The following is a 19,282-nucleotide window of genomic DNA, read 5'->3' as shown; positions in this document are numbered from 1 at the left end:
ACGTCGAGCCAACACCCCTTATGGCTTGTTATCTATAGTGCAGTGAGACGCTATCTTTACCTAGTTGGTCACGTAATCCCTGCACCAGGTCATCTGCCGGTTCAACCCGCCAGGTCTCGCCGAGACGCAACTCGGCAGCTGCATCCGGGCGTTGAAGGTCAATGGTCACCGCGCAATGACCGGGATGCTTTTGCAGAATACTGGCGATCTTGCCCAGGCTTTCCGGGCCATGGCGACTGGTATTCAGACTGATCCGTACGCTGTCGAGCAGAGTCGTACGGGCATCTTCAAGACTCATCACCCGCTTGACCCGCATCCGCAGTCCCCCGGAAAAATCATCCTGTGAAACTTCGCCCTCGACTACCAGCAGCGCATCCTTTTGCAACAGTGCCTGGGCCGATTGATAGGCCTCGGCATACAAGGAAACTTCAATTCTCGAAGAGCGGTCATCCAGGGTGACAAAACCCATCTTGTCCCCCCGCTTACTTTTCATCACTCGCAGGTCGAATACCAGGCCGGCTATTGTCTGGCTGTCCCGGGAAGGCTTGAGATCAATAATCCGCTGTCGCGCAAAACGACGGATTTCTTTTTCATATTCATCGATCGGATGGCCTGTCAGATACAGACCGAGGGTTTCCTTTTCGCCCCGCAGGCGCTCCTTAAAAGACCATTCCCGTGCACCGCGATAGGCCTCATACACGTCCCGTTCAGTAGATGGCCCAAGCAGGTCGCCGAACAGATCCGCGTGGCCGCTATCAGCACTTTTGGCAGTTTGCTCGGCCGACGCGATTGCCTCTTCCATAGCCGCCATCAAGGATGCGCGATTGCGATCAATCTGCTTGAGGAAGGACGGCTGGTCGGTGTCAAAGAAAGGGCCCAGGCTATCCAGCGCGCCTGAGCGAATCAATGCTTCCATGACCCGCTTGTTGATGCGTTTGAGATCCACCCGTGCGCAGAAATCGAAGAGGTCCACGAAGGGACCGCCTTCACGGCGCTTCTCGACGATGGTCTCGACTGGTCCTTCACCCACGCCCTTGATAGCGCCCAGACCGTAAACCACGTCACCTTCGTCATCGACGGTAAACTTGTACTCGGAGATATTCACGTTAGGCGATTTGAGACGCAGCTTCATGCTGCGGCACTCTTCAATCAGCGTGACCACCTTGTCGGTGTTGTGCATATCCGCCGACAATACCGCAGCCATAAAGGGCGCAGGGTAATGCGCCTTTAGCCAGGCGGTCTGGTATGACACCAGACCGTAGGCAGCCGAGTGTGACTTGTTAAAGCCGTATCCAGCGAACTTCTCCACAAGATCAAAGATGTTACCTGCCAGATCAGCATCAATACCGTTATTTTCGCACCCTTCAAGAAAGACCTGGCGCTGCTTGGCCATTTCTTCGGGCTTTTTCTTGCCCATGGCGCGGCGCAGCATGTCGGCGCCACCCAAGGTATAACCGGCCATTACCTGGGCAATCTGCATAACCTGTTCCTGGTACAGGATAATGCCGTAGGTGGGCCCTAGCACTGGCTTGAGACTATCCAGCTGATAGTTCGGATGCGGGTAAGACAGAATTTCCCGTCCGTGTTTACGATTTATGAAGTCGTCAACCATGCCCGACTGCAGCGGGCCGGGCCGGAACAGGGCTACAAGGGCGATAAGATCTTCCAGGCAATCGGGCTTGAGCTTCTTGATCAGCTCTTTCATGCCACGCGATTCCAGCTGGAACACAGCAGTGGTTTCGGCCTTTTGCAACATCTGGTAGGTCGGCTGATCATCAAGCGGGATAAAGTTGATATCCAGCGGCTCGCCACCTGTCTTGGCGCGCACACGGTTGACCGTATCCATCGCCCAATCGATGATTGTCAGCGTACGCAGACCCAGGAAGTCGAACTTCACCAGGCCGGCGGACTCCACATCATCCTTGTCGAACTGGGTTACCAGGCCGCCGCCCGCCTCGTCGCAGTAGAGCGGCGAGAAATCGGTCAGTTTGGTCGGAGCAATCACTACGCCGCCGGCGTGCTTGCCGACGTTACGGGTAATACCCTCAAGCTTGAGCGCCATATCCCAGATTTCCTGGGCTTCTTCGTCGTTCGCAAGAAAATCACGCAGAATTTCTTCCTGCTCGAAGGCCTTGGCCAAGGTCATGCCGACTTCGAACGGAATCATTTTCGAGAGCTTGTCGGCCAATCCGTATGACTTGCCCTGAACCCGCGCGACGTCACGCACTACCGCTTTTGCGGCCATGGTGCCGAAGGTGATGATCTGCGATACCGCGTTGCGTCCGTAGGTCTGAGCCACATACTCAATGACCCGGTCACGACCTTCCATGCAGAAGTCGACGTCGAAGTCGGGCATCGATACCCGCTCGGGATTCAGGAAGCGTTCGAACAGCAGGTCATACTGCATCGGATCAAGATCGGTAATCAGCAGGGAGTACGCGACCAGCGAACCTGCCCCCGAACCTCGGCCCGGGCCTACCGGCACACCGTTGTTCTTGGCCCACTTGATGAAGTCCATCACGATCAGAAAGTAACCGGGGAACTCCATCTGGATAATGATATCCAGCTCAAAATTCAACCGGTCGATATAGACCTGGCGACGCTCCTCATAATTGTCAGAGTCGGCCGGCAGAACGACCTTGAGACGCTCTTCCAGGCCTTCAAAGGAGACCTTGCGAAAGAACTCGGCCTCGGTCATGCCATCAGGCGTTGGGAATGCCGGCAGGAAGTTCTTGCCCAGCTGCACGTCTATGCTGCAACGCTTGGCAATCTCGACACTGTTGGCCAGAGCTTCAGGAATGTCATTGAACAGCTCGGCCATTTCCTGTGGGGTCTTGAGATACTGCTCTTCGCTGTATTGCCGCACCCGCCGGGGGTCATCCAGAGCGCGACCCTCACCAATACAGACCCGCGTCTCGTGGGCTTCATAATCTTCGCGTTTGATGAAGCGCACGTCGTTGGTCGCTACCACCGGGCAGTCATGCTTGACCGCGAGATCAACGGCGGCGTGAAGATACTCTTCATCGTTGGGACGACTGGTGCGCTGTAGCTCGAGATAGAAGCGCCCGGGAAAGACCTTCATCCAGTACTGCAGCAGTGCGTCGGCTTCCTGAGGGTTGTTGGACAGCAGCGATTGGCCGATCTCGCCCTCGCGGGCTGCAGACAACGCTATGACATCTTCGCTGGATTCGGCGACCCATTCGCGGCGGATAGTCACCACGCCGTTACGTTGGCCCTCGGTATAACCGCGGGAAATAAGCTCAGTCAGATTCCGATAGCCTTGGCGATTCATGGCCAGCAGACTGAGACGGGTCAGTTGGCTTTCGTCGTGATCACCTACCAGCCAGACGTCCACACCGGATATCGGCTTGATCCCGCCAGCTGTGGCGGCTTTGTAGAATTTGACCAGACTGCACATGTTGTTCTGATCGGTCACTGCGACTGCAGGCATCCCCTGCTCTGCCACAGTCTTGATCAGCGGCTTGATCTTGACGATGCCGTCGACCAGTGAATACTCGCTGTGGACGCGCAAGTGGACGAAGGAGTGGGTCATGGTATTCCTGTTTCTGAGGGCTACTACAAGACTGGGATTGTAACGGTGAGGGGAGTTGGGGGCTAGCAGACTATGCCTCTGAAATTCTGTCTGGCAGCGCTTGGCTTACCGGGGACCACTTGTGCGCCGGGCAACCAATACTGATCGTTTCCAGCCTCACTCCCGTCATTCCCGCGAAGGCGGGAATCCATTTTGACCTTCAACCAGGTCTGACGAGCCAGTACCGGCAATACAGAAAACCGATCAGGTAGAGCGACTGTGAAGGCGTGGTTTTTCAGACTGGGGCTGCCTGCTCATTGGTGCAGAAATGGTCTGGCCGCAGACTCGGAGTCTGCGAGCTACCAACCAGGCAGGATTCCGAAAGACGCCGTGAATCGGTCCATGGAGGCTTGTCACAAGTCCCGACCGCCAGGGATGGCATTTGCTATCCAAAGTCAAAAGCCCCCGCCTTTTCGTCCGGGAACACCCTGGGTTCTCTCTCCGGCAACTCATTGGCTCGTGGCAGGCGCAGGGCGAGGGTACTAAGCCGACCGTCGATGGCAGGGATGCCATCGTCGAGCCTACATGGACGTATTTACGGCGTGTCGGCGTGGACTTTCGGTCTGGGTCTGCCGGGCTCCCACTTTCGGAATCAAGGTCCCCGGCCGGCTCGGAGTCTGGGAGCTCCCACCCTGGCAAGGTTCCGAAAGACGCCGTGAATCCGTCCATGGAGGCTTGGCTAAAACATCCTTGTTTTAGACACTTTCTGCACCCTGCCAGGCTGTGCGCTCATCGGACAAAGGAGTGAGGTTGGGTTTGCGGTCCAAGGTCTAAAGTAGACACATATCAATGCCTTGGCTTTTGCTTTTCTCATCAGCAGCTTGATAGCTGGCGGCAGACGCAGGGCTTGAGAACTAAGCAGACCGTCGATGGCAGGGATGCCATCGTCGAGCTTACAGGGACGTAATTGCAGCGTGTCGGCGTGGACTCTAGCGCTGGGGCTGCCGAGACTCAAGTTTAGAAGATTCAGATTCAGATACAGTTAGAGCTTGTCTTACCGGAGCGAACGAGCGCCTATGGATAACCGAGGCACCTAGTTCGCGCAGGGCAGCCAGATGAACAGGAGTGGGATAGCCCTTGTGTTGGGCTATGCCATAGCCGGGGTAGAGCTGGTCTAACTCTACCATTTCTCGGTCTCTGGCCACCTTAGCCAGAATTGAAGCAGCTGAAATGGCCGGAACACGCCCATCACCCTGAATGACCGGCTCGCTGCGCATAGGCAATACCGGACAACGGTTGCCGTCAACCAGAACCCGATCCGGCTGAATGGACAAGCCAGCAACAGCTCGCTGCATTGCCAACATGGTCGCATGCAAAATGTTCAGGCGGTCAATCTCTTCAACCTCTGCGCGGGCAATGAACCAGGCCAGCGCGCGCTCCTGAATAATCGGGAACAAGGCTTCGCGCTTTGCCTCAGTCAGTTTCTTGGAATCGTTCAGACCCTCGATGGGGCGCGCGGGATCAAGGATCACGGCTGCTGTAACCACCGCGCCGCAGAGCGGTCCTCGTCCTACCTCGTCGACTCCAGCGACCAGCTCAGCCCCGACTGGCCGATTCCAGTCCATGAGTATTTGACTCATTGCAGTTTGCCCTTTTGCCTGAGCAGATCGAGTACCGCTTCGGCGGCAGCCTCATCAGCATTACGTCTGAGCATTTCATGCAAACACATGAAAATTTCCTGGGTTTCCGCACGCTCGGGAGTCGGAGCCAGCAGTTTCAGCAATGCAGGTCCCATAGCTTCAGGGGTGGCATCATCCTGAAGAAACTCGGGTACCACTTCACGCTTGGCCAACAGGTTGGGTAGGGACACATGACCCACCTTGACCAGGCGCTTGAGTATCTTGAACGTCAGCCCAGCCATGCGGTAAGCAACGACCATAGGGCGTTTAAAAAGCATGGCTTCGAGGGTTGCGGTACCAGAGGCGATCAACACCGCATCACAGGCGGCTAGTGCCTGATGGGCCTGACCATCCAGAAGAATCAGGGGCAGATCGATACCGCTCTCGGCAATTATCGCCTGCATCTGCTGCTTCCGGTCTTCACTGGCGCAGGGCATCACGAAACGTAACTGCGGTTCACGTTGCAGGCACCAGGAGGCAGTCTGCAAGAACAGCAGCCCGAGTTTTCGCAATTCACCATTGCGGCTGCCCGGCATCAAGGCAAGCAACTGTGCATCCTGGGCGATGCCGAGAGTAGCTCGGGCGGCCTCGCGGTCGGGTTGTAATGGAATCTCGTCGGCCAGGGTGTGGCCAACGCAGCGAACGGCAACCTGATGCTTGCGATAGACCTCTTCCTCGAACGGGAAAAGCGTCAACATGAGATCAGTGGATTTCTGGATGCCGAGTACACGCTTTTCACGCCATGCCCAGACAGAAGGACTGACGTAATGCACCGTCGCTATTCCGACCTCACGCAGTTTGCGCTCGACGCCCAACGTGAAGTCGGGTGCGTCGATACCGATAAATACGTCCGGTTTTTGTTCGATCAACCAGGCGACCAGCTCCTTACGGATACGTAGCAGTTCACGCAGGCGGCCCAATACCTCAACCAACCCCATGACCGATAGTCGTTCCATGGGAACCCGGCTTTGCAGCCCTTCAGCGATCATTCTGGGCCCGCCAATACCAATGAACACGGCATCAGGGTGGGATATCTTCAGGGCTTGAATAAGACCGGCGCCCAGAGTGTCTCCAGAAGCTTCGCCGGCGACCAGGGCGATACGCAGTGGCCGTGCCGCCGGAGCATGATCTGCGTTCATGGCTAGCGGGTTATGCCACGGGTCGAAGCTATAATAGAGTCACGATACAGTGCTATTTCAGGGTACAGGTTGGCGCTGTCCTCCAGCTCCTTGAGAGCGTCAGCAAGGGTAAGACCTTGGCGATAGACCGTCTTGTAGGCCTTGCGCAGAGCAGCAACGAGCTCGGGACTGTAACCCCGGCGTCGCATGCCCTCGAAGTTCATGCCGTGTGCACCTGCGGGATTTCCACTGACCATGACAAAGGCTGGGATATCCTTGAACACAGCGCTGTTGGCGGCACTCATGGACCATGCGCCCAACTTGCAAAACTGATGGACCGTTGTATAACCACCAAGAATCGCACCATCACCGATATGTACATGCCCTGCGATAGTGGCATTGTTCGCCATGATGATGTGGTCGTTCACGATGCAGTCGTGGGCCACATGCACATACGCCATCAGCAGATTATGGCTACCTATGCGGGTTATGCCCTGGTCCTGGATGGTGCCGCGATGCAGGGTGCACCCTTCACGGATGACGTTGTGGTCACCGATAATCAGCTGCGTAGGCTCGCCGTTGTACTTCTTGTCCTGACAGTCTTCACCTACCGAGGAAAACTGAAAAATACGGTTATGCTTACCGATGGTTGTAGGCCCTTTCACTACGACATGGGGCCCAATGACCGTTCCGGCGCCGATTTCCACATCAGGTCCAATCAGTGTCCAGGGACCGACTTCAACGTCATCGGCCAGGCGCGCAGCCGGATCGACGAGAGCTAAAGGGTGAATCCGACTCATACCTTGTGTTCCGCGCAGATAATTTCGCCCGAACAGGCTTCCTTACCGTCCACGGTCGCGCGGCAGGCAAACTTCCAGATGCCACGACGGTTACTCAAATGCTGTGCTTCAAGCTGCAACTGATCACCTGGTACAACCGGTTGGCGAAAGCGCAACTTGTCGGAACCGACGAAATAGTAAAGCGTCCCATCGGCTGGCTTGACGTCCATCATCTTGAAACCAAGCAGGCCAGCAGCCTGGGCCATCGCCTCGATGATCAGCACACCAGGCATAATCGGATGCTCGGGGAAATGACCATTGAAAAAGGGCTCATTAACCGAGACATTCTTGTAGGCACGGATATTCCGGGATTCAAGATTCAGTTCCACGACCCTGTCCACCAGCAAAAAGGGGTAGCGGTGGGGCAGGTATTCTTTTATTTCCTTGATATCCATGTATTAGCAGGCCTTGCAATAAACAGTAGTAGGCGCCTTGCTGGCGCGGCTCAGGACTCTGATGAGCCTTGAGAGTCCCGAGTCACCGCCATGAGCTCTTTTTCAAGTCGCTGGACTTTTTTGGCCAGCGAATCAAGGTGGCGGAAGCGGGCGACACTTTTGCGCCATTCAACCGCAGGCTGCATCGCCGTACCTGAGGAATAGGCGCCGGGCTCAGTGATAGACCGCGTAACCATCGTCATACCCGTGACGAAAACGTTATCACAAATCTCAATATGCCCGACCATACCCACACCCCCGGCGATGGTGCAATGCCGTCCAATGCGAGTGCTGCCGGAAATTCCCACACAAGCGGCGATGGCCGTGTGATCACCCACGTGCACGTTATGGGCAATGTGAATCTGGTTGTCCAGTTTCACACCATTACCGATACGAGTTTCAGCCAAGGCACCACGGTCAATCGTGGTATTGGCTCCAATCTCGACGTCATCTCCCACAACCACGCCGCCGATCTGAGCGATTTTTTCCCAATGACCTCTGTCATTGGCAAAGCCAAACCCTTCTGAACCCAATACGGCTCCAGACTGAATGACCACCCGATCACCAATATGAACATCATGATAGATGCTCACGCGCGGCGCCAGCCAACCATCAGAACCAACAACCGAGCGCGCGCCGACAAAACATTGCGCACCGATCACCGTTCCCGCTCCGACCTGTGCACCCGAGGAAATAACCGCCCCGGGGCCAATGCTGGCAGTTGGATCAACCTGCGCGTCCGCCTCTACCACGGCCGAGGGATGAATCCCCGGTACCGCCAGCGGTTTGGGATCGAAGCGGTGCGAAAGGCGAGCGTAAGCAACATAGGGATTGGCAACAATCAGCGCATTACCGGGGAAATCTCCAGCGTCGGATTCGGTAAGCAACACCGCGCCCGCGCCAGTCGATCCCAGATACTTGCGATACTGACTGCTTGACAGAAAACTGAGTTGGTTGGGACCTGCGTCCTGCAGTGCTGCCAACCCGCAGATGAGCTGGTCCGGATTACCGACCAGCCGGGCGTCGACAATCTCGGCGATAGTCGAAAGCGATAGCTGAAATGGCGAGTTCACCAGTCTTCTCAACGCGTCGCGTTCAGGCGCTCGATAACCTGGCGCGTAATATCGTACTCAGCCTTGACGTCGACTACTGCGCTTCGATCGATTACCAGATCATAACTACCACCTTGCAGAACGCTTTCAACTGCCTTGTCCAGACGTGGCTTCAAGGTTTCGAGCATCTCACGATCGGCCCGGGCCTTGGCCTCGTTCAACTGCTTGGACTCGGTCTGGAAATCACGCGCCTTTTGACGAAATTCCAGGTCAAGCTTCTCAAGCTCGGTCTGACCCAATTTCTCGCCATCACGCTGCATGCGCTCCTGAAGCCTTTTGGCCTCGGCCTCGAGGTTACGCAAACGCTGTAACTGGGTACCAAATTTCTTTTCGGCGTCAACTGAATACGACTTGGCTGCATCAGACTCCAGCAATGCCATCTGATAATCGAGCACTGCAATTTTCATCTCGGCAGAGACGGTAAAACTGGCCATGACCAGGGCGGAAATCATTGCAACCTGAATAAACTTGCGCACTCTAGAGCTCCTGTTACTTGATAGGGGTCCCGAATCAGAATGTCTGACCCAGGGTAAACTGGAATACCTGTGTATCGTCTTCGGACTGGCTGTTCAGCGGTACCGCAAGGCTGAACCCCAGGGGTCCGAGGGCCGTCAACCATGAAAGTCCGAGGCCGGCGCTGTAGCGTAGACTGCTCAGATCCACTTCGCCGCAACCGGGGTTATCTTCACCATTGCTCAGCACGTCTCTGCTGCAATAGGTGTCGTAAACATTACCCGCGTCCAGGAAAAGTACAGTCCGCAGGGATCGCTGATCCTTGATGAAAGGAACCGGGAAGATCAACTCGCCACCACCAACAACTTTGATGTTGCCGCCGAAAGGAAGTTCATCTTTATCCGGATCAGCCACTGCTGGAGTACTACGTGGACCCAGAGAGCTCTCGCGGTAGCCCCGTACCGACCCGATACCACCCGCATAATAGTGCTCGTAGAAAGGCACGCTCTCGGTAGATCCGAAGCGGCGGGCAAAACCGAGGTTACCATGCATGCGCAAGGTGAAAGCGTCGTTAAGGGGAAAGTAACGCTGAGCCCGGTAATCGATCTTGTAGAAATACAGATCACTTCCGGGAATGGTGGTCTCGAAGTTAACGCTTTGCGAACTACCGCGATCAGGAAAGACGCCTCTGTTAAGGGTCGACTGAGACCAGCCAGCGTTAAACTTGAAGTTGGTGAAGCTGTCGCCTTCGCGAACAAGAAACTGATTGATTTCTTGAACGGTGAAACTACCGGTCTGAATGTCGTCCTGCTGGGCACTCAAGCCAAAGGACAGTCTGGATGTATCGCTAATCGGGTAGCCTATATTAAATCCCGCACCGTAGGAGTCTACCGAGTAGCTCGACACATCAACGTTCAGCTTGTCGTAATCCGTAGCCCGATAGAAGGCGTTATAACCCAGGCTTACGCCGTCAGCGGTGAAATAGGGATCGAGAAAACCGAATGAGAGCGCCGTCTGATAATCAGAGCGGTTGGCACTGATACTAACCCGGTTACCTGTACCGAAAAAGTTGTTCTGACTGATCGAGCCACCCAGAATCAGGCCGGTACCCTGCGCAAAACCCAGACTTGCTGTGATTGAGCCGGAGGGTTGTTCTTCAACGGTGTAATTGACGTCGATAAGATCGTCCGCACCTGGCACAGGCACGGTTTCAACGTCCACTTCCTTGAAGAAGCCCAGGCGCTCGAGACGAACCTTGGACTGGTCGATGAGGTAGGTCGAAGCCCAGCCCCCCTCCATCTGGCGCATTTCACGGCGCAGGACTTCATCCTCGGTCTTGGTATTACCGCGAAAGTTGATCCGATTGACATAGGCTCGCTTGCCGGGATCGACAAAGAACGTTACGCCCACACTCTGATCATCTTCGTTGATTTCCGGAATACCATTGACGTTGGCAAAGGTATAACCCTCGTTACCCAGACGCCGGGTAATCAGTTCCGATGTCGCGGTCATGACCTGACGCGAAAACACCTGTCCCGGCTCAACCAGGAGCAGTCGGCGCACCTCGTCTTCGGCAACAATAAGATCACCCGACAGGTTGACGTCGCTGACGGTATAAAGCTCGCCTTCGTCGATGTTGACGGTCACATAGACGTTCTTCTTGTCAGGAGTGATGGTCACCTGGGTGGAAGCGATATTCATGTTGATATAGCCGCGGTCCAGGTACCAGGAACGCAGTCGCTCCAGATCGCCTGACAGTTTTTCGCGGGAGTACTTATCGTCGCTGCGCAGAAAAGACAGCCAGCCACTGCTCTTGAGTTCGAACAGGTCAACCAGCTCTTCGGTATCGAAGACTGTGTTACCCACCACGTTGACGTTCTTTATGGAGGCAACAGAACCCTCGTCGATCTGAATCTTGATCGATACCCGGTTGCGGGGCTCGGCTATGACTTCAGTCTCGATGCCCGCCGAGTAACGGCCCTGAGCTACATACTGGCGTAGCAGCTCGTTGCGAACCCCCTCAAGAGTAGCCTGCTGAAAGATCTCACCCTCCGACAGACCGGCGAGGCGCAGGCCATCAAGCAGGTCTTCACTTTCGATGGCCTTGTTGCCCTCCAATTCGATAGCCGCAATGGACGGCCGCTCGACAACGGTGATCACCAGGACGTTACTGTCGCGCCCAAGCTGAATATCCTGAAAGAAACCCGTGCGAAATAGTGAGCGACTCGCCTCCACCAGCGTCTGGTCGTCCACCTGATCGCCGATATTGAGAGGCAGGGCGGCGAAGACACTGCCGGCGGAGACCCGCTGCAGGCCATTAATGCGGATGTCGGAGATACGGAAGGCGTCGGCAAGGGCCATTGGCGCGAGGAGTATCAGCAATAGCGCAGGCAATAGGTAACGTTTCATGAAATCCGTTCTGGCTGACTGGTTAAATTCTATCCACCGCGTGCGGCAGTTCGTGTTCATACGGTCCGGACTAGCTACCCAGGCGGCTTATATCATTGAAGATGGCAAACAGCATCACACCGGCTATCAGCGCCACCCCAATCTGCAACCCCCAGGCCTGGAGCCGCTCGGACAACGGCTTGCCCCTGATCCACTCAGCCGTGTAATAGACTAGGTGTCCCCCATCCAGAACCGGGATAGGCAGTAAATTAAGCACGCCCAGGCTAATGCTCAGGTAGGCAATGAAGTTAAGAAAACTTTCAGGTCCCGACTTGGCCGAAGCGCCCGCCACTTTAGCAATGGTTATCGGGCCACTCAAGTTTTTTGCCGAGACCAACCCCGTAAGCATCTTCTTCAGTGACTCCAGGGTCAGCACTGTCATGTCCCAGGTTTTACCTACAGCTACCGGAACAGCAACCAAAGGGTTGTAGTCGATCTCACGAATCATGCTCTCGGGCCAATCGAATGCAGCGACACCCAGACCCGCGAACCCTGACACCTGACCGTTCTGTTCCCGTCCTTGCGGCACCAGAGTCAAAACCTGAAAACGCCCATCACGCTCGATACCCAGTTCCAATGGTTGATCAGCACTGGCCTGAATGGCTGGAACCACCTGCGTGAGCCAGTTATCCACCGAGTCGCCATCGATACTCACTATCAGGTCACCCGCCTGCAGACCGGCTGCCTCAGCTGCCCCGCCATCACTGACCTGACCAACCAGTGGAGGCACATCGGGCTGCCAAGTGCTCAATCCCAGCGCACTGATAGGGTCAGGCTGATCAGCGCCACGTAGCCAGTCGGTAAGCACCAGCGTGTAGTTCTGCGGCACATCGTTACCGGCTTCAACGGCCTTGACCTGCATCTGGCCTGTCTCCCCGAGCCTGCGGATCAACTGGAGGTTGACCTCCTGCCAGCTACGGGTGGGCGTGCCATCGACCTCGACGACTTCCAATCCTTCGACCAGACCGGCGCGGGCTGCCACACTACCCTGCTCTACCGGGCCAAGCACGGGCGCCAAGGTTGTGATACCGAACACGGCAATAAACCAGAAAGCGACTATGGCAAGAAGAAAGTTGGCAATGGGACCGGCAGCCACGATGGCGATACGCTGTTTGACATCCTTGCGGTTGAAGGCCTGATCGAGCTCGGCCGGATCCACAGGACCCTCCCGCTCGTCCAGCATTTTGACGTAGCCACCCAGTGGTATCGATGCAATCGCATACTCAGTGCCGCGCTTGTCGTGCCAGCTGTAGAGCGCAGGACCAAACCCCACGGAAAAGCGCAAAACCTTTACGCCACAACGCCTGGCCACCCAGAAATGACCATATTCGTGAATTGTCACCAACAGACCCAAGGCTACGACGGTTGCCAGCAGGGTGAATAAGAGATCCATCCAGTACCTCGCTCAGGGAAAGTGGATACCGCGTTCCGATCGATCGATCAGCGGTACTGGTTCAAAAACGGCTGGTCAGAAATACTTACTCAGCCAGTTATTCGAATGCTCGCGCGCAAGGCGGTCGGTCAGAAGGATGTGATCCAGATCCTGAACGGATTCGGAGGCCATGCGGTCCAGCGTGTGCTCGATGATAACAGGGATATCGGTAAAACCAATGCGGCCGGTCAGGAAAGCATCAACAGCCACCTCATTTGCGGCGTTGAGAACAGCACAGGCAGTACCACCTGCCTCTGCTGCCTCCCTCGCAAGACGCAGACAGGGAAACATCTGCGGATCAGGTGGCCGAAAGTCCAAGCGTGCAATTGATAGCAGATCAAGTGGACTGACACCAGACTCCAGGCGCTCGGGCCAGGCCAGTGCATGGGCAATGGGCGTTCGCATATCAGGGTTACCCAGCTGCGCAATGACCGACCCATCAATATAATCAACCAGGGAATGCACTACGCTTTGGGGATGTATCACAACCTCGATCTGCGCCGGCCGAACGTTGAACAACCAGGAAGCCTCGATCAACTCGAGTCCCTTGTTCATCATGCTGGCCGAGTCAACGGAGATTTTTTGCCCCATCGACCAGTTGGGATGAGCGCAGGCCTGCTGCGGGGTAACCAATTTCAAATCGACGGCACACATATCCCGGAACGGGCCACCGGAGGCGGTAAGCAGGATGCGGCGCACACCCACCTGGGCCATCCCGCGGGCATAGTCGACTGGCAAACACTGGAAAATCGCGTTGTGCTCGCTGTCTATCGGGAGCAGCACGGCACCGCTTTCCTGTACTGCCTGCATGAACAGAGCGCCGGACATTACCAGCGCTTCCTTGTTGGCCAACAGAACTCGCTTGCCGGCGCGAACTGCTGCCAGGGTCGGACGCAGGCCGGCAGCCCCAACTATAGCTGCCATGACTACATCAACATCCGCCGCTGAAGCGACCTGCTCTAGCGCGTCAGATCCAACCAGCACATCAGTGGAGCACCCGGCACCGCGAAGACGAGCTTGCAATAACCCAGCCTGCTGATCATCGGCCACCACCGCATACCGCGGGCGATGAGCCAAACATTGAGCTTCCAGTACATCCATGCGGCTGTGGCCGGTCAAGGCAAACAGAGCGAAACGCTCCGGGTACCGAGCGATCACATCGAGCGTATTTACCCCGATAGAACCCGTTGCGCCCAATACCGTTACCCAGGAAACACTCACGCCAGTCTTTCCCCAAGAACCATCCAGCATAGAGCGAAAACAGGTACAGCTGCGGTCAGACTGTCTATGCGGTCAAGAACACCGCCGTGGCCAGGGAGCAGACTGCTGCTATCCTTGAGACCCTGCTCGCGCTTGAACATGCTTTCCGTCAGGTCACCGACAATGGAGAACAGCACAACCAATGCGGCAGTCACCTGACCCATCAGCAATGCCGTCATTCCCCACCCTAGATATAACAACACACCCAGCGTCAGCGCTTGAGTGAAAACCAATCCGCCCAGCAAACCCTCGACAGTCTTGCCCGGGCTGACGCTAGGCAGAAGCTTGCGGCTCCCCCAGGTCTTGCCTGCCATATAGGCGCCCACGTCAGCAGCCCAGATCAGTATCAATACCCCAAGGATGAGCCATAGACCGCTCTCCTGGGCACGCAGCCAGACAAGGCCATACCAGGCGGGCAGCAGAATCAGCAGCCCGAACAACTGAGTGATCATGGATCCAGCCCATAGCCCCCGGCCTTTTGGATAACGACTGATCAATACCAGAGCAGCCAGCCACCAAGCCAGAGCGGGCAGAAAGAGATAATGAGCCGGCCACGCATTGCGATACAGGCCAAACATGAACAACGCCACCACCAGCGCGTAAACGATACGACCCTTCTGTGTTGTTTCACCGGCCAGTCGCGCCCATTCCCACGCGCCCAGTGCGACAATCACGCCGACAAACAGTGCAAAACCGGCGCCGTCCAGAAACACAAAACCGGCAATGGCCAGTGGTGCGAGGATGACAGCTGTAATGATTCGCTGTTTGAGCATCAGGTCTGCACTCCTGCGATCTGGTCACTGGTTTTGCCAAATCGCCGCTGGCGACGGGCGAAGTCCGCAAACGCCTCGCGAAGAGCTTCCTGCTTGAAATCAGGCCAGAACAGGTCTGAGAAATACAGCTCTGCGTAGGCCATCTGCCATAGTAGAAAATTGCTGATTCGGCGTTCCCCTCCGGTACGAATGCAAAGATCCGGAAGCGGCCACTCCGAGGTACTCAGACAGGACTCGAGATGTGCTTCAGTAATGGCCCCGGCATCAAGCTCCCCAGTAGCAACCCTGGATGCCAATTGGCGTGCCGCCTGGGCGATATCCCACTGCCCACCATAATTGGCAGCAATGACCAGGGTCATTCGCCGGCACCCTTGCGTAAGGACTTCGGCATCGTGCATGGCCTTGCGCAATTCTGGGGTGAAGCGTGAACGATCACCGATGATACGCAGACGGATATCATTTTCACGAAGGCGTCGAACTTCCCGGCGCAGCGCACCAAGAAACAGCTCCATCAGCGCCCCGACTTCATCTTCTGGACGACGCCAGTTCTCACTGGAAAAAGCGAAGAGGGTAAGCACCTCGACGCCGTCCTCCCCACAGACCTCAATCGCCGCCTTTACCGCATCCACACCGGCCTTGTGTCCTGCCACCCCGGGCATTAACCGTTTGCGTGCCCAGCGGTTGTTGCCATCCATGATGATGGCGACATGACGGGGTACCGAAGAGGGTGCTGTTGCAGTCTTGTCATTCATCAATAAGCGTTAGGAATCCAGGCCTTAGATGGCCATGAGATCCACTTCCTTGGCTTCCAGCGCCTTGTCGATCTCGGCGATGTATTTGTCGGTCAGCTTCTGGATCTCGTCTGCAGCGCGACGCTCCTCATCCTCGCTGATCTCCTTTTCCTTCTGCAGATCCTTGAGTGAACTCAGTGCGTCACGACGGATATTACGCACCGCAACCCTCGCGTTCTCAGCTTCGGAGCGCGCGGTCTTGGTGAAGCCCTTGCGGGTTTCCTCGGTGAGTGCCGGCATCGGAATACGGATAGTAGTGCCCGCCGTGGCTGGATTAAGCCCCAGATCGGAGGTCATGATGGCCTTTTCAACAGCCTGAATCATGCTTCGGTCAAACACCGTTAGCGCCAGCGTGCGGGAATCCTCGACATTGACATTAGCCACCTGCTTCAGGGGCGTATCGCTGCCGTAGTAGGAGACCATGACGCTATCGAGAATACTCGGATGAGCCCGACCAGTACGAATCTTGGCAAAGGCGCCGCCGAGAGATTCGACTGACTTTTTCATGCGCTCCTGCGCATCTTTCTTGATTTCGTTGATCATTATCAACCCTCGATCAATGTTCCTTCGGCGCTGCCTACTACCGCATTGAGCAGCGCACCTGGCTTGTTCATATTAAATACCCGCAGGGGCATCTTGTGATCGCGTATCAGGCAGATCGCGGTCAGATCCATCACGCCCAGCTTGAGGTCCAGAACCTGGTCATAGGTCAGACTGTCGAACCGCTCGGCATTGGGATCTTTCATGGGGTCAGCGTTATATACACCATCAACCTTGGTCGCCTTGAGCACCAGATCGGCGTCAACCTCGATACCGCGCAGACAGGCTGCGGTATCGGTGGTGAAGAAGGGGTTGCCCGTACCTGCGGAGAATATTACCACGTCCCCACCGGCAAGATAGCGCATCGCTTTGCGGCGATCGTAATGCTCCGTGACGCCTTCCATGGTAATTGCTGACATCACTCGGGTCTGAATATTCGAGCGCTCCAGGGAGTCCCGCATGGCCAGGGCGTTCATGACGGTGGCCAGCATACCCATGTGATCGCCGGTAACCCTGTCCATCCCGGCAGCGTGCAGGGCCGCGCCACGAAACAGGTTTCCACCACCGATGACCAGTCCGATCTGCACACCGATACCGATCAGCTGACCGATTTCCAGTGACATCCGATCCAGCACCTTGGGGTCAATACCAAAACCCTCGGTGCCCATCAGGGCTTCACCGCTTAGCTTGAGTAGGATTCGTTTGTACTTGGGCTGGCGACTGCCGGGTACCTGGGCCATCTGGACTCTCCTGCTGTAAATGGCGAAACGCTCAACAAGTTACAACCGCAACAACCGGGTGATACTCCAGGTCATGGTGGTTGCCACTTGTTCAGAGTTTCCTAAAAAAGAGGCTTCACGCCTGCGCGGGAAGCCTCTATCTGAACACGTACTACAGACCACCTCGCGGGTGGCCTGTCATGCGCCGTTCCAATCGCATAATCACTGCTTGGTAGCCGCAACCTGCGCGGCTACTTCGGAAGCGAAATCGACTTCAGCGCGCTCGATGCCCTCGCCCACTTCGTAACGTACGAAGTCGATGATCTCGGCACCGGCTTTCTTGGCCAATTCACCCACTTTAACATCTGGATCCTTGATAAAGGCCTGCTCGACCAGGCTGGCCTCGGACAGGAACTTGTTGATACGGCCTTTGACCATATTCTCAACAATATTCTCTGGCTTGCCGGCAATTTTTTCCGCGTTAAGAGCCAGGAAGATTTCCTTTTCCTTGGCAACAGCCTCATCGGACACCTGAGTCGGGTCCAGGAACTGCGGGTTGCTGGCAGCAACATGCATGGCGATGTCTTTGGCCAGCTCTGCGTCGCCACCCTTGAGAGTGACCAGAACACCAATGCGGTGACCGTGCAGGTAGGCACCAATCACGTCACCTTCAACGCGGGTCAGACGGCGGATATTGACGTTCTCGCCACACTTGGCGACCAGTGCTTCACGGGCAGTTTCCCGATCGGCAATCAATGGCGCTGCATCGGTATAACCAGCTGCGACGGCCTCATCCAGGCTTTCGCTGACGAAGTTCTTGAAATCGTCCTGAAGTGCCAGAAAGTCGGTCTGGGAATTGACTTCGATAATAACGCCGGTCTTGCCGTCGTCGGATACCTTGGCAGCAATTGCACCTTCAGCGGCAATGTTACCGGCCTTCTTGGCTGCCTTGATAGCACCGGCAGAGCGCATATCGTCGATCGCTTTTTCGATATCACCACCAGCGGCTTCAAGGGCCTTTTTGCAATCCATCATGCCCTGGCCAGTGCGCTCGCGCAGTTCCTTGACCATAGCTGCAGAAATCTGTGACATGAGTTGTTCCTCTAACTTGCTTGATTTGAGGCTGCCTGTTCATTGGCCGGCAGCCGTATCATGTTGCTTTCACTATATTGCAAAAAGGGGGCATGGCCCCCTTTTTGTTACGGCGTCAAACGGCTAACAAATAACCTTAGCCCTGGGAAGCCTCGGCGGCCGGAGCTGCCTCTTCGACAAACTCGTCACCGGCGCCACCGTTGTTCTTGCCACTCAGCACGGCATCGGCCATGGCTGCAGCGTACAGCTTGATGGCGCGGATCGCGTCATCGTTGCCGGGGATGACGTAATCGACGCCGTCCGGGCTGCTGTTGGTATCGACGATACCGATAACCGGGATACCCAGCTTGTTGGCTTCAGTGATGGCAATGCGCTCGTGATCAACGTCGATGACGAACATGGCATCGGGCAGGCCGCCCATATCCTTGATACCGCCCAGGCTGCGATCGAGCTTCTCGAGATCGCGGGTGCGCATCAAAGCTTCTTTCTTGGTCAGCTTGGTAAAGGTGCCGTCCTCGGCCTGGATTTCCAGGTCGCGCAAACGCTTGATCGATGCACGGATGGTCTTGTAGTTGGTGAGCATGCCGCCCAACCAGCGATGGTCAACATAGGGCATACCGGCGCGAGTTGCTTCTTCAGCAATGATCTTGCTGGCAGCCCGCTTGGTGCCGACGAAAAGAACCTTGTTCTTGCCTGATGCCAGCTTCTCTACGAAGGTCAGGGCATCGTGGAACATCGGCATGGTTTTTTCGAGGTTGATGATGTGAATCTTGTTACGAGCGCCGAAAATGTACTTGCCCATTTTCGGGTTCCAGTAACGGGTCTGGTGGCCGAAGTGCGCACCGGCCTTCAGCATATCGCGCATAGATACTTGAGTCATGACAGCTCCAATGTATTTCGGGTTAGGCCTCCACGTATCCCAGTGTCCAACCCCGGAGGGCACCCAGGACAATGTGTCGATACGTGTGTGGTTTCAGTTTTAGCCTGAGGATCTTTGTTCAGGCGCGGCGCTTTATACCATACAACCGGAAACAGATAAAGGCGCAGATGCCCGGCGGTC

General features: G+C 56.0%; 16 protein-coding genes. All 16 read right to left on the bottom strand.

What is annotated here, in order from left to right; all coding sequences use genetic code 11:
• Positions 1-28 precede the first annotated feature (28 nt).
• The 16 genes from dnaE to rpsB all read right to left on the bottom strand — a co-directional run bounded on the left by dnaE (position 29) and on the right by rpsB (position 19,102).
• A complete protein-coding gene (gene dnaE, locus AAC076_RS03700; protein ID WP_339843049.1) occupies positions 29-3,553 on the bottom strand; it encodes a DNA polymerase III subunit alpha in 3,525 nt (1,174 codons plus the stop codon).
• A 968-nt stretch (positions 3,554-4,521) separates the two neighbouring features.
• Positions 4,522-5,172, bottom strand: a complete 651-nt coding sequence (gene rnhB / locus AAC076_RS03695; RefSeq protein ID WP_339843048.1) for a ribonuclease HII — start codon at positions 5,170-5,172, stop codon at positions 4,522-4,524.
• A complete protein-coding gene (lpxB, locus tag AAC076_RS03690; RefSeq protein WP_339843046.1) occupies positions 5,169-6,350 on the bottom strand; it encodes a lipid-A-disaccharide synthase in 1,182 nt (393 codons plus the stop codon). Before lpxB ends, rnhB begins: the two co-directional genes overlap by 4 nt.
• Before the next feature lie 2 nt (positions 6,351-6,352).
• Positions 6,353-7,129, bottom strand: a complete 777-nt coding sequence (lpxA, locus tag AAC076_RS03685; RefSeq protein WP_339843045.1) for an acyl-ACP--UDP-N-acetylglucosamine O-acyltransferase — start codon at positions 7,127-7,129, stop codon at positions 6,353-6,355.
• Positions 7,126-7,563, bottom strand: a complete 438-nt coding sequence (gene fabZ / locus AAC076_RS03680; protein WP_339843043.1) for a 3-hydroxyacyl-ACP dehydratase FabZ — start codon at positions 7,561-7,563, stop codon at positions 7,126-7,128. The genes lpxA and fabZ overlap by 4 nt, the downstream gene beginning before the upstream one ends.
• Before the next feature lie 50 nt (positions 7,564-7,613).
• Positions 7,614-8,675 (bottom strand): UDP-3-O-(3-hydroxymyristoyl)glucosamine N-acyltransferase, encoded by a 1,062-nt coding sequence (lpxD, locus tag AAC076_RS03675; RefSeq protein ID WP_339843041.1) that lies wholly within the window; start codon positions 8,673-8,675, stop codon positions 7,614-7,616.
• Between the two features lie 8 nt (positions 8,676-8,683).
• Positions 8,684-9,190 carry an OmpH family outer membrane protein gene (locus AAC076_RS03670; RefSeq protein ID WP_339843040.1) on the bottom strand — a complete coding sequence of 169 codons (507 nt, stop codon included), beginning with the start codon at positions 9,188-9,190 and terminating at the stop codon, positions 8,684-8,686.
• Between the two features lie 34 nt (positions 9,191-9,224).
• Positions 9,225-11,576, bottom strand: a complete 2,352-nt coding sequence (gene bamA / locus AAC076_RS03665) for an outer membrane protein assembly factor BamA (protein ID WP_339843039.1) — start codon at positions 11,574-11,576, stop codon at positions 9,225-9,227.
• 70 nt (positions 11,577-11,646) lie between these two features.
• Positions 11,647-13,008: an RIP metalloprotease RseP gene (gene rseP / locus AAC076_RS03660; protein ID WP_339843038.1), complete on the bottom strand. Its 1,362-nt coding sequence runs from the start codon at positions 13,006-13,008 to the stop codon at positions 11,647-11,649.
• Between the two features lie 75 nt (positions 13,009-13,083).
• Entirely contained in the window at positions 13,084-14,268 is a 1,185-nt protein-coding gene (ispC, locus tag AAC076_RS03655) for a 1-deoxy-D-xylulose-5-phosphate reductoisomerase (RefSeq protein WP_339843036.1), read from the bottom strand.
• Positions 14,265-15,080, bottom strand: a complete 816-nt coding sequence (locus AAC076_RS03650) for a phosphatidate cytidylyltransferase (RefSeq protein ID WP_339843034.1) — start codon at positions 15,078-15,080, stop codon at positions 14,265-14,267. The genes ispC and AAC076_RS03650 overlap by 4 nt, the downstream gene beginning before the upstream one ends.
• Positions 15,080-15,832: a polyprenyl diphosphate synthase gene (uppS, locus tag AAC076_RS03645; protein WP_339843033.1), complete on the bottom strand. Its 753-nt coding sequence runs from the start codon at positions 15,830-15,832 to the stop codon at positions 15,080-15,082. The genes AAC076_RS03650 and uppS overlap by 1 nt, the downstream gene beginning before the upstream one ends.
• Before the next feature lie 24 nt (positions 15,833-15,856).
• Positions 15,857-16,414, bottom strand: coding sequence for a ribosome recycling factor (gene frr / locus AAC076_RS03640; protein ID WP_339843032.1), 558 nt, complete (start codon positions 16,412-16,414; stop codon positions 15,857-15,859).
• 2 nt (positions 16,415-16,416) lie between these two features.
• Positions 16,417-17,151 carry a UMP kinase gene (gene pyrH / locus AAC076_RS03635; RefSeq protein WP_339843031.1) on the bottom strand — a complete coding sequence of 245 codons (735 nt, stop codon included), beginning with the start codon at positions 17,149-17,151 and terminating at the stop codon, positions 16,417-16,419.
• A 201-nt stretch (positions 17,152-17,352) separates the two neighbouring features.
• Positions 17,353-18,222 (bottom strand): translation elongation factor Ts, encoded by an 870-nt coding sequence (gene tsf, locus AAC076_RS03630; protein WP_339843029.1) that lies wholly within the window; start codon positions 18,220-18,222, stop codon positions 17,353-17,355.
• A 136-nt stretch (positions 18,223-18,358) separates the two neighbouring features.
• Entirely contained in the window at positions 18,359-19,102 is a 744-nt protein-coding gene (rpsB, locus tag AAC076_RS03625) for a 30S ribosomal protein S2 (RefSeq protein WP_339843028.1), read from the bottom strand.
• Between the last annotated feature and the right edge of the window lie 180 nt (positions 19,103-19,282).

Origin of the sequence: uncultured Halopseudomonas sp. (genome assembly GCF_963977355.1) — a bacterium.
Classification (GTDB): domain Bacteria; phylum Pseudomonadota; class Gammaproteobacteria; order Pseudomonadales; family Pseudomonadaceae; genus Halopseudomonas.
Note: the sequence above shows the minus strand (reverse complement) of the source record. Positions and strands in the feature narration are given on the sequence as shown.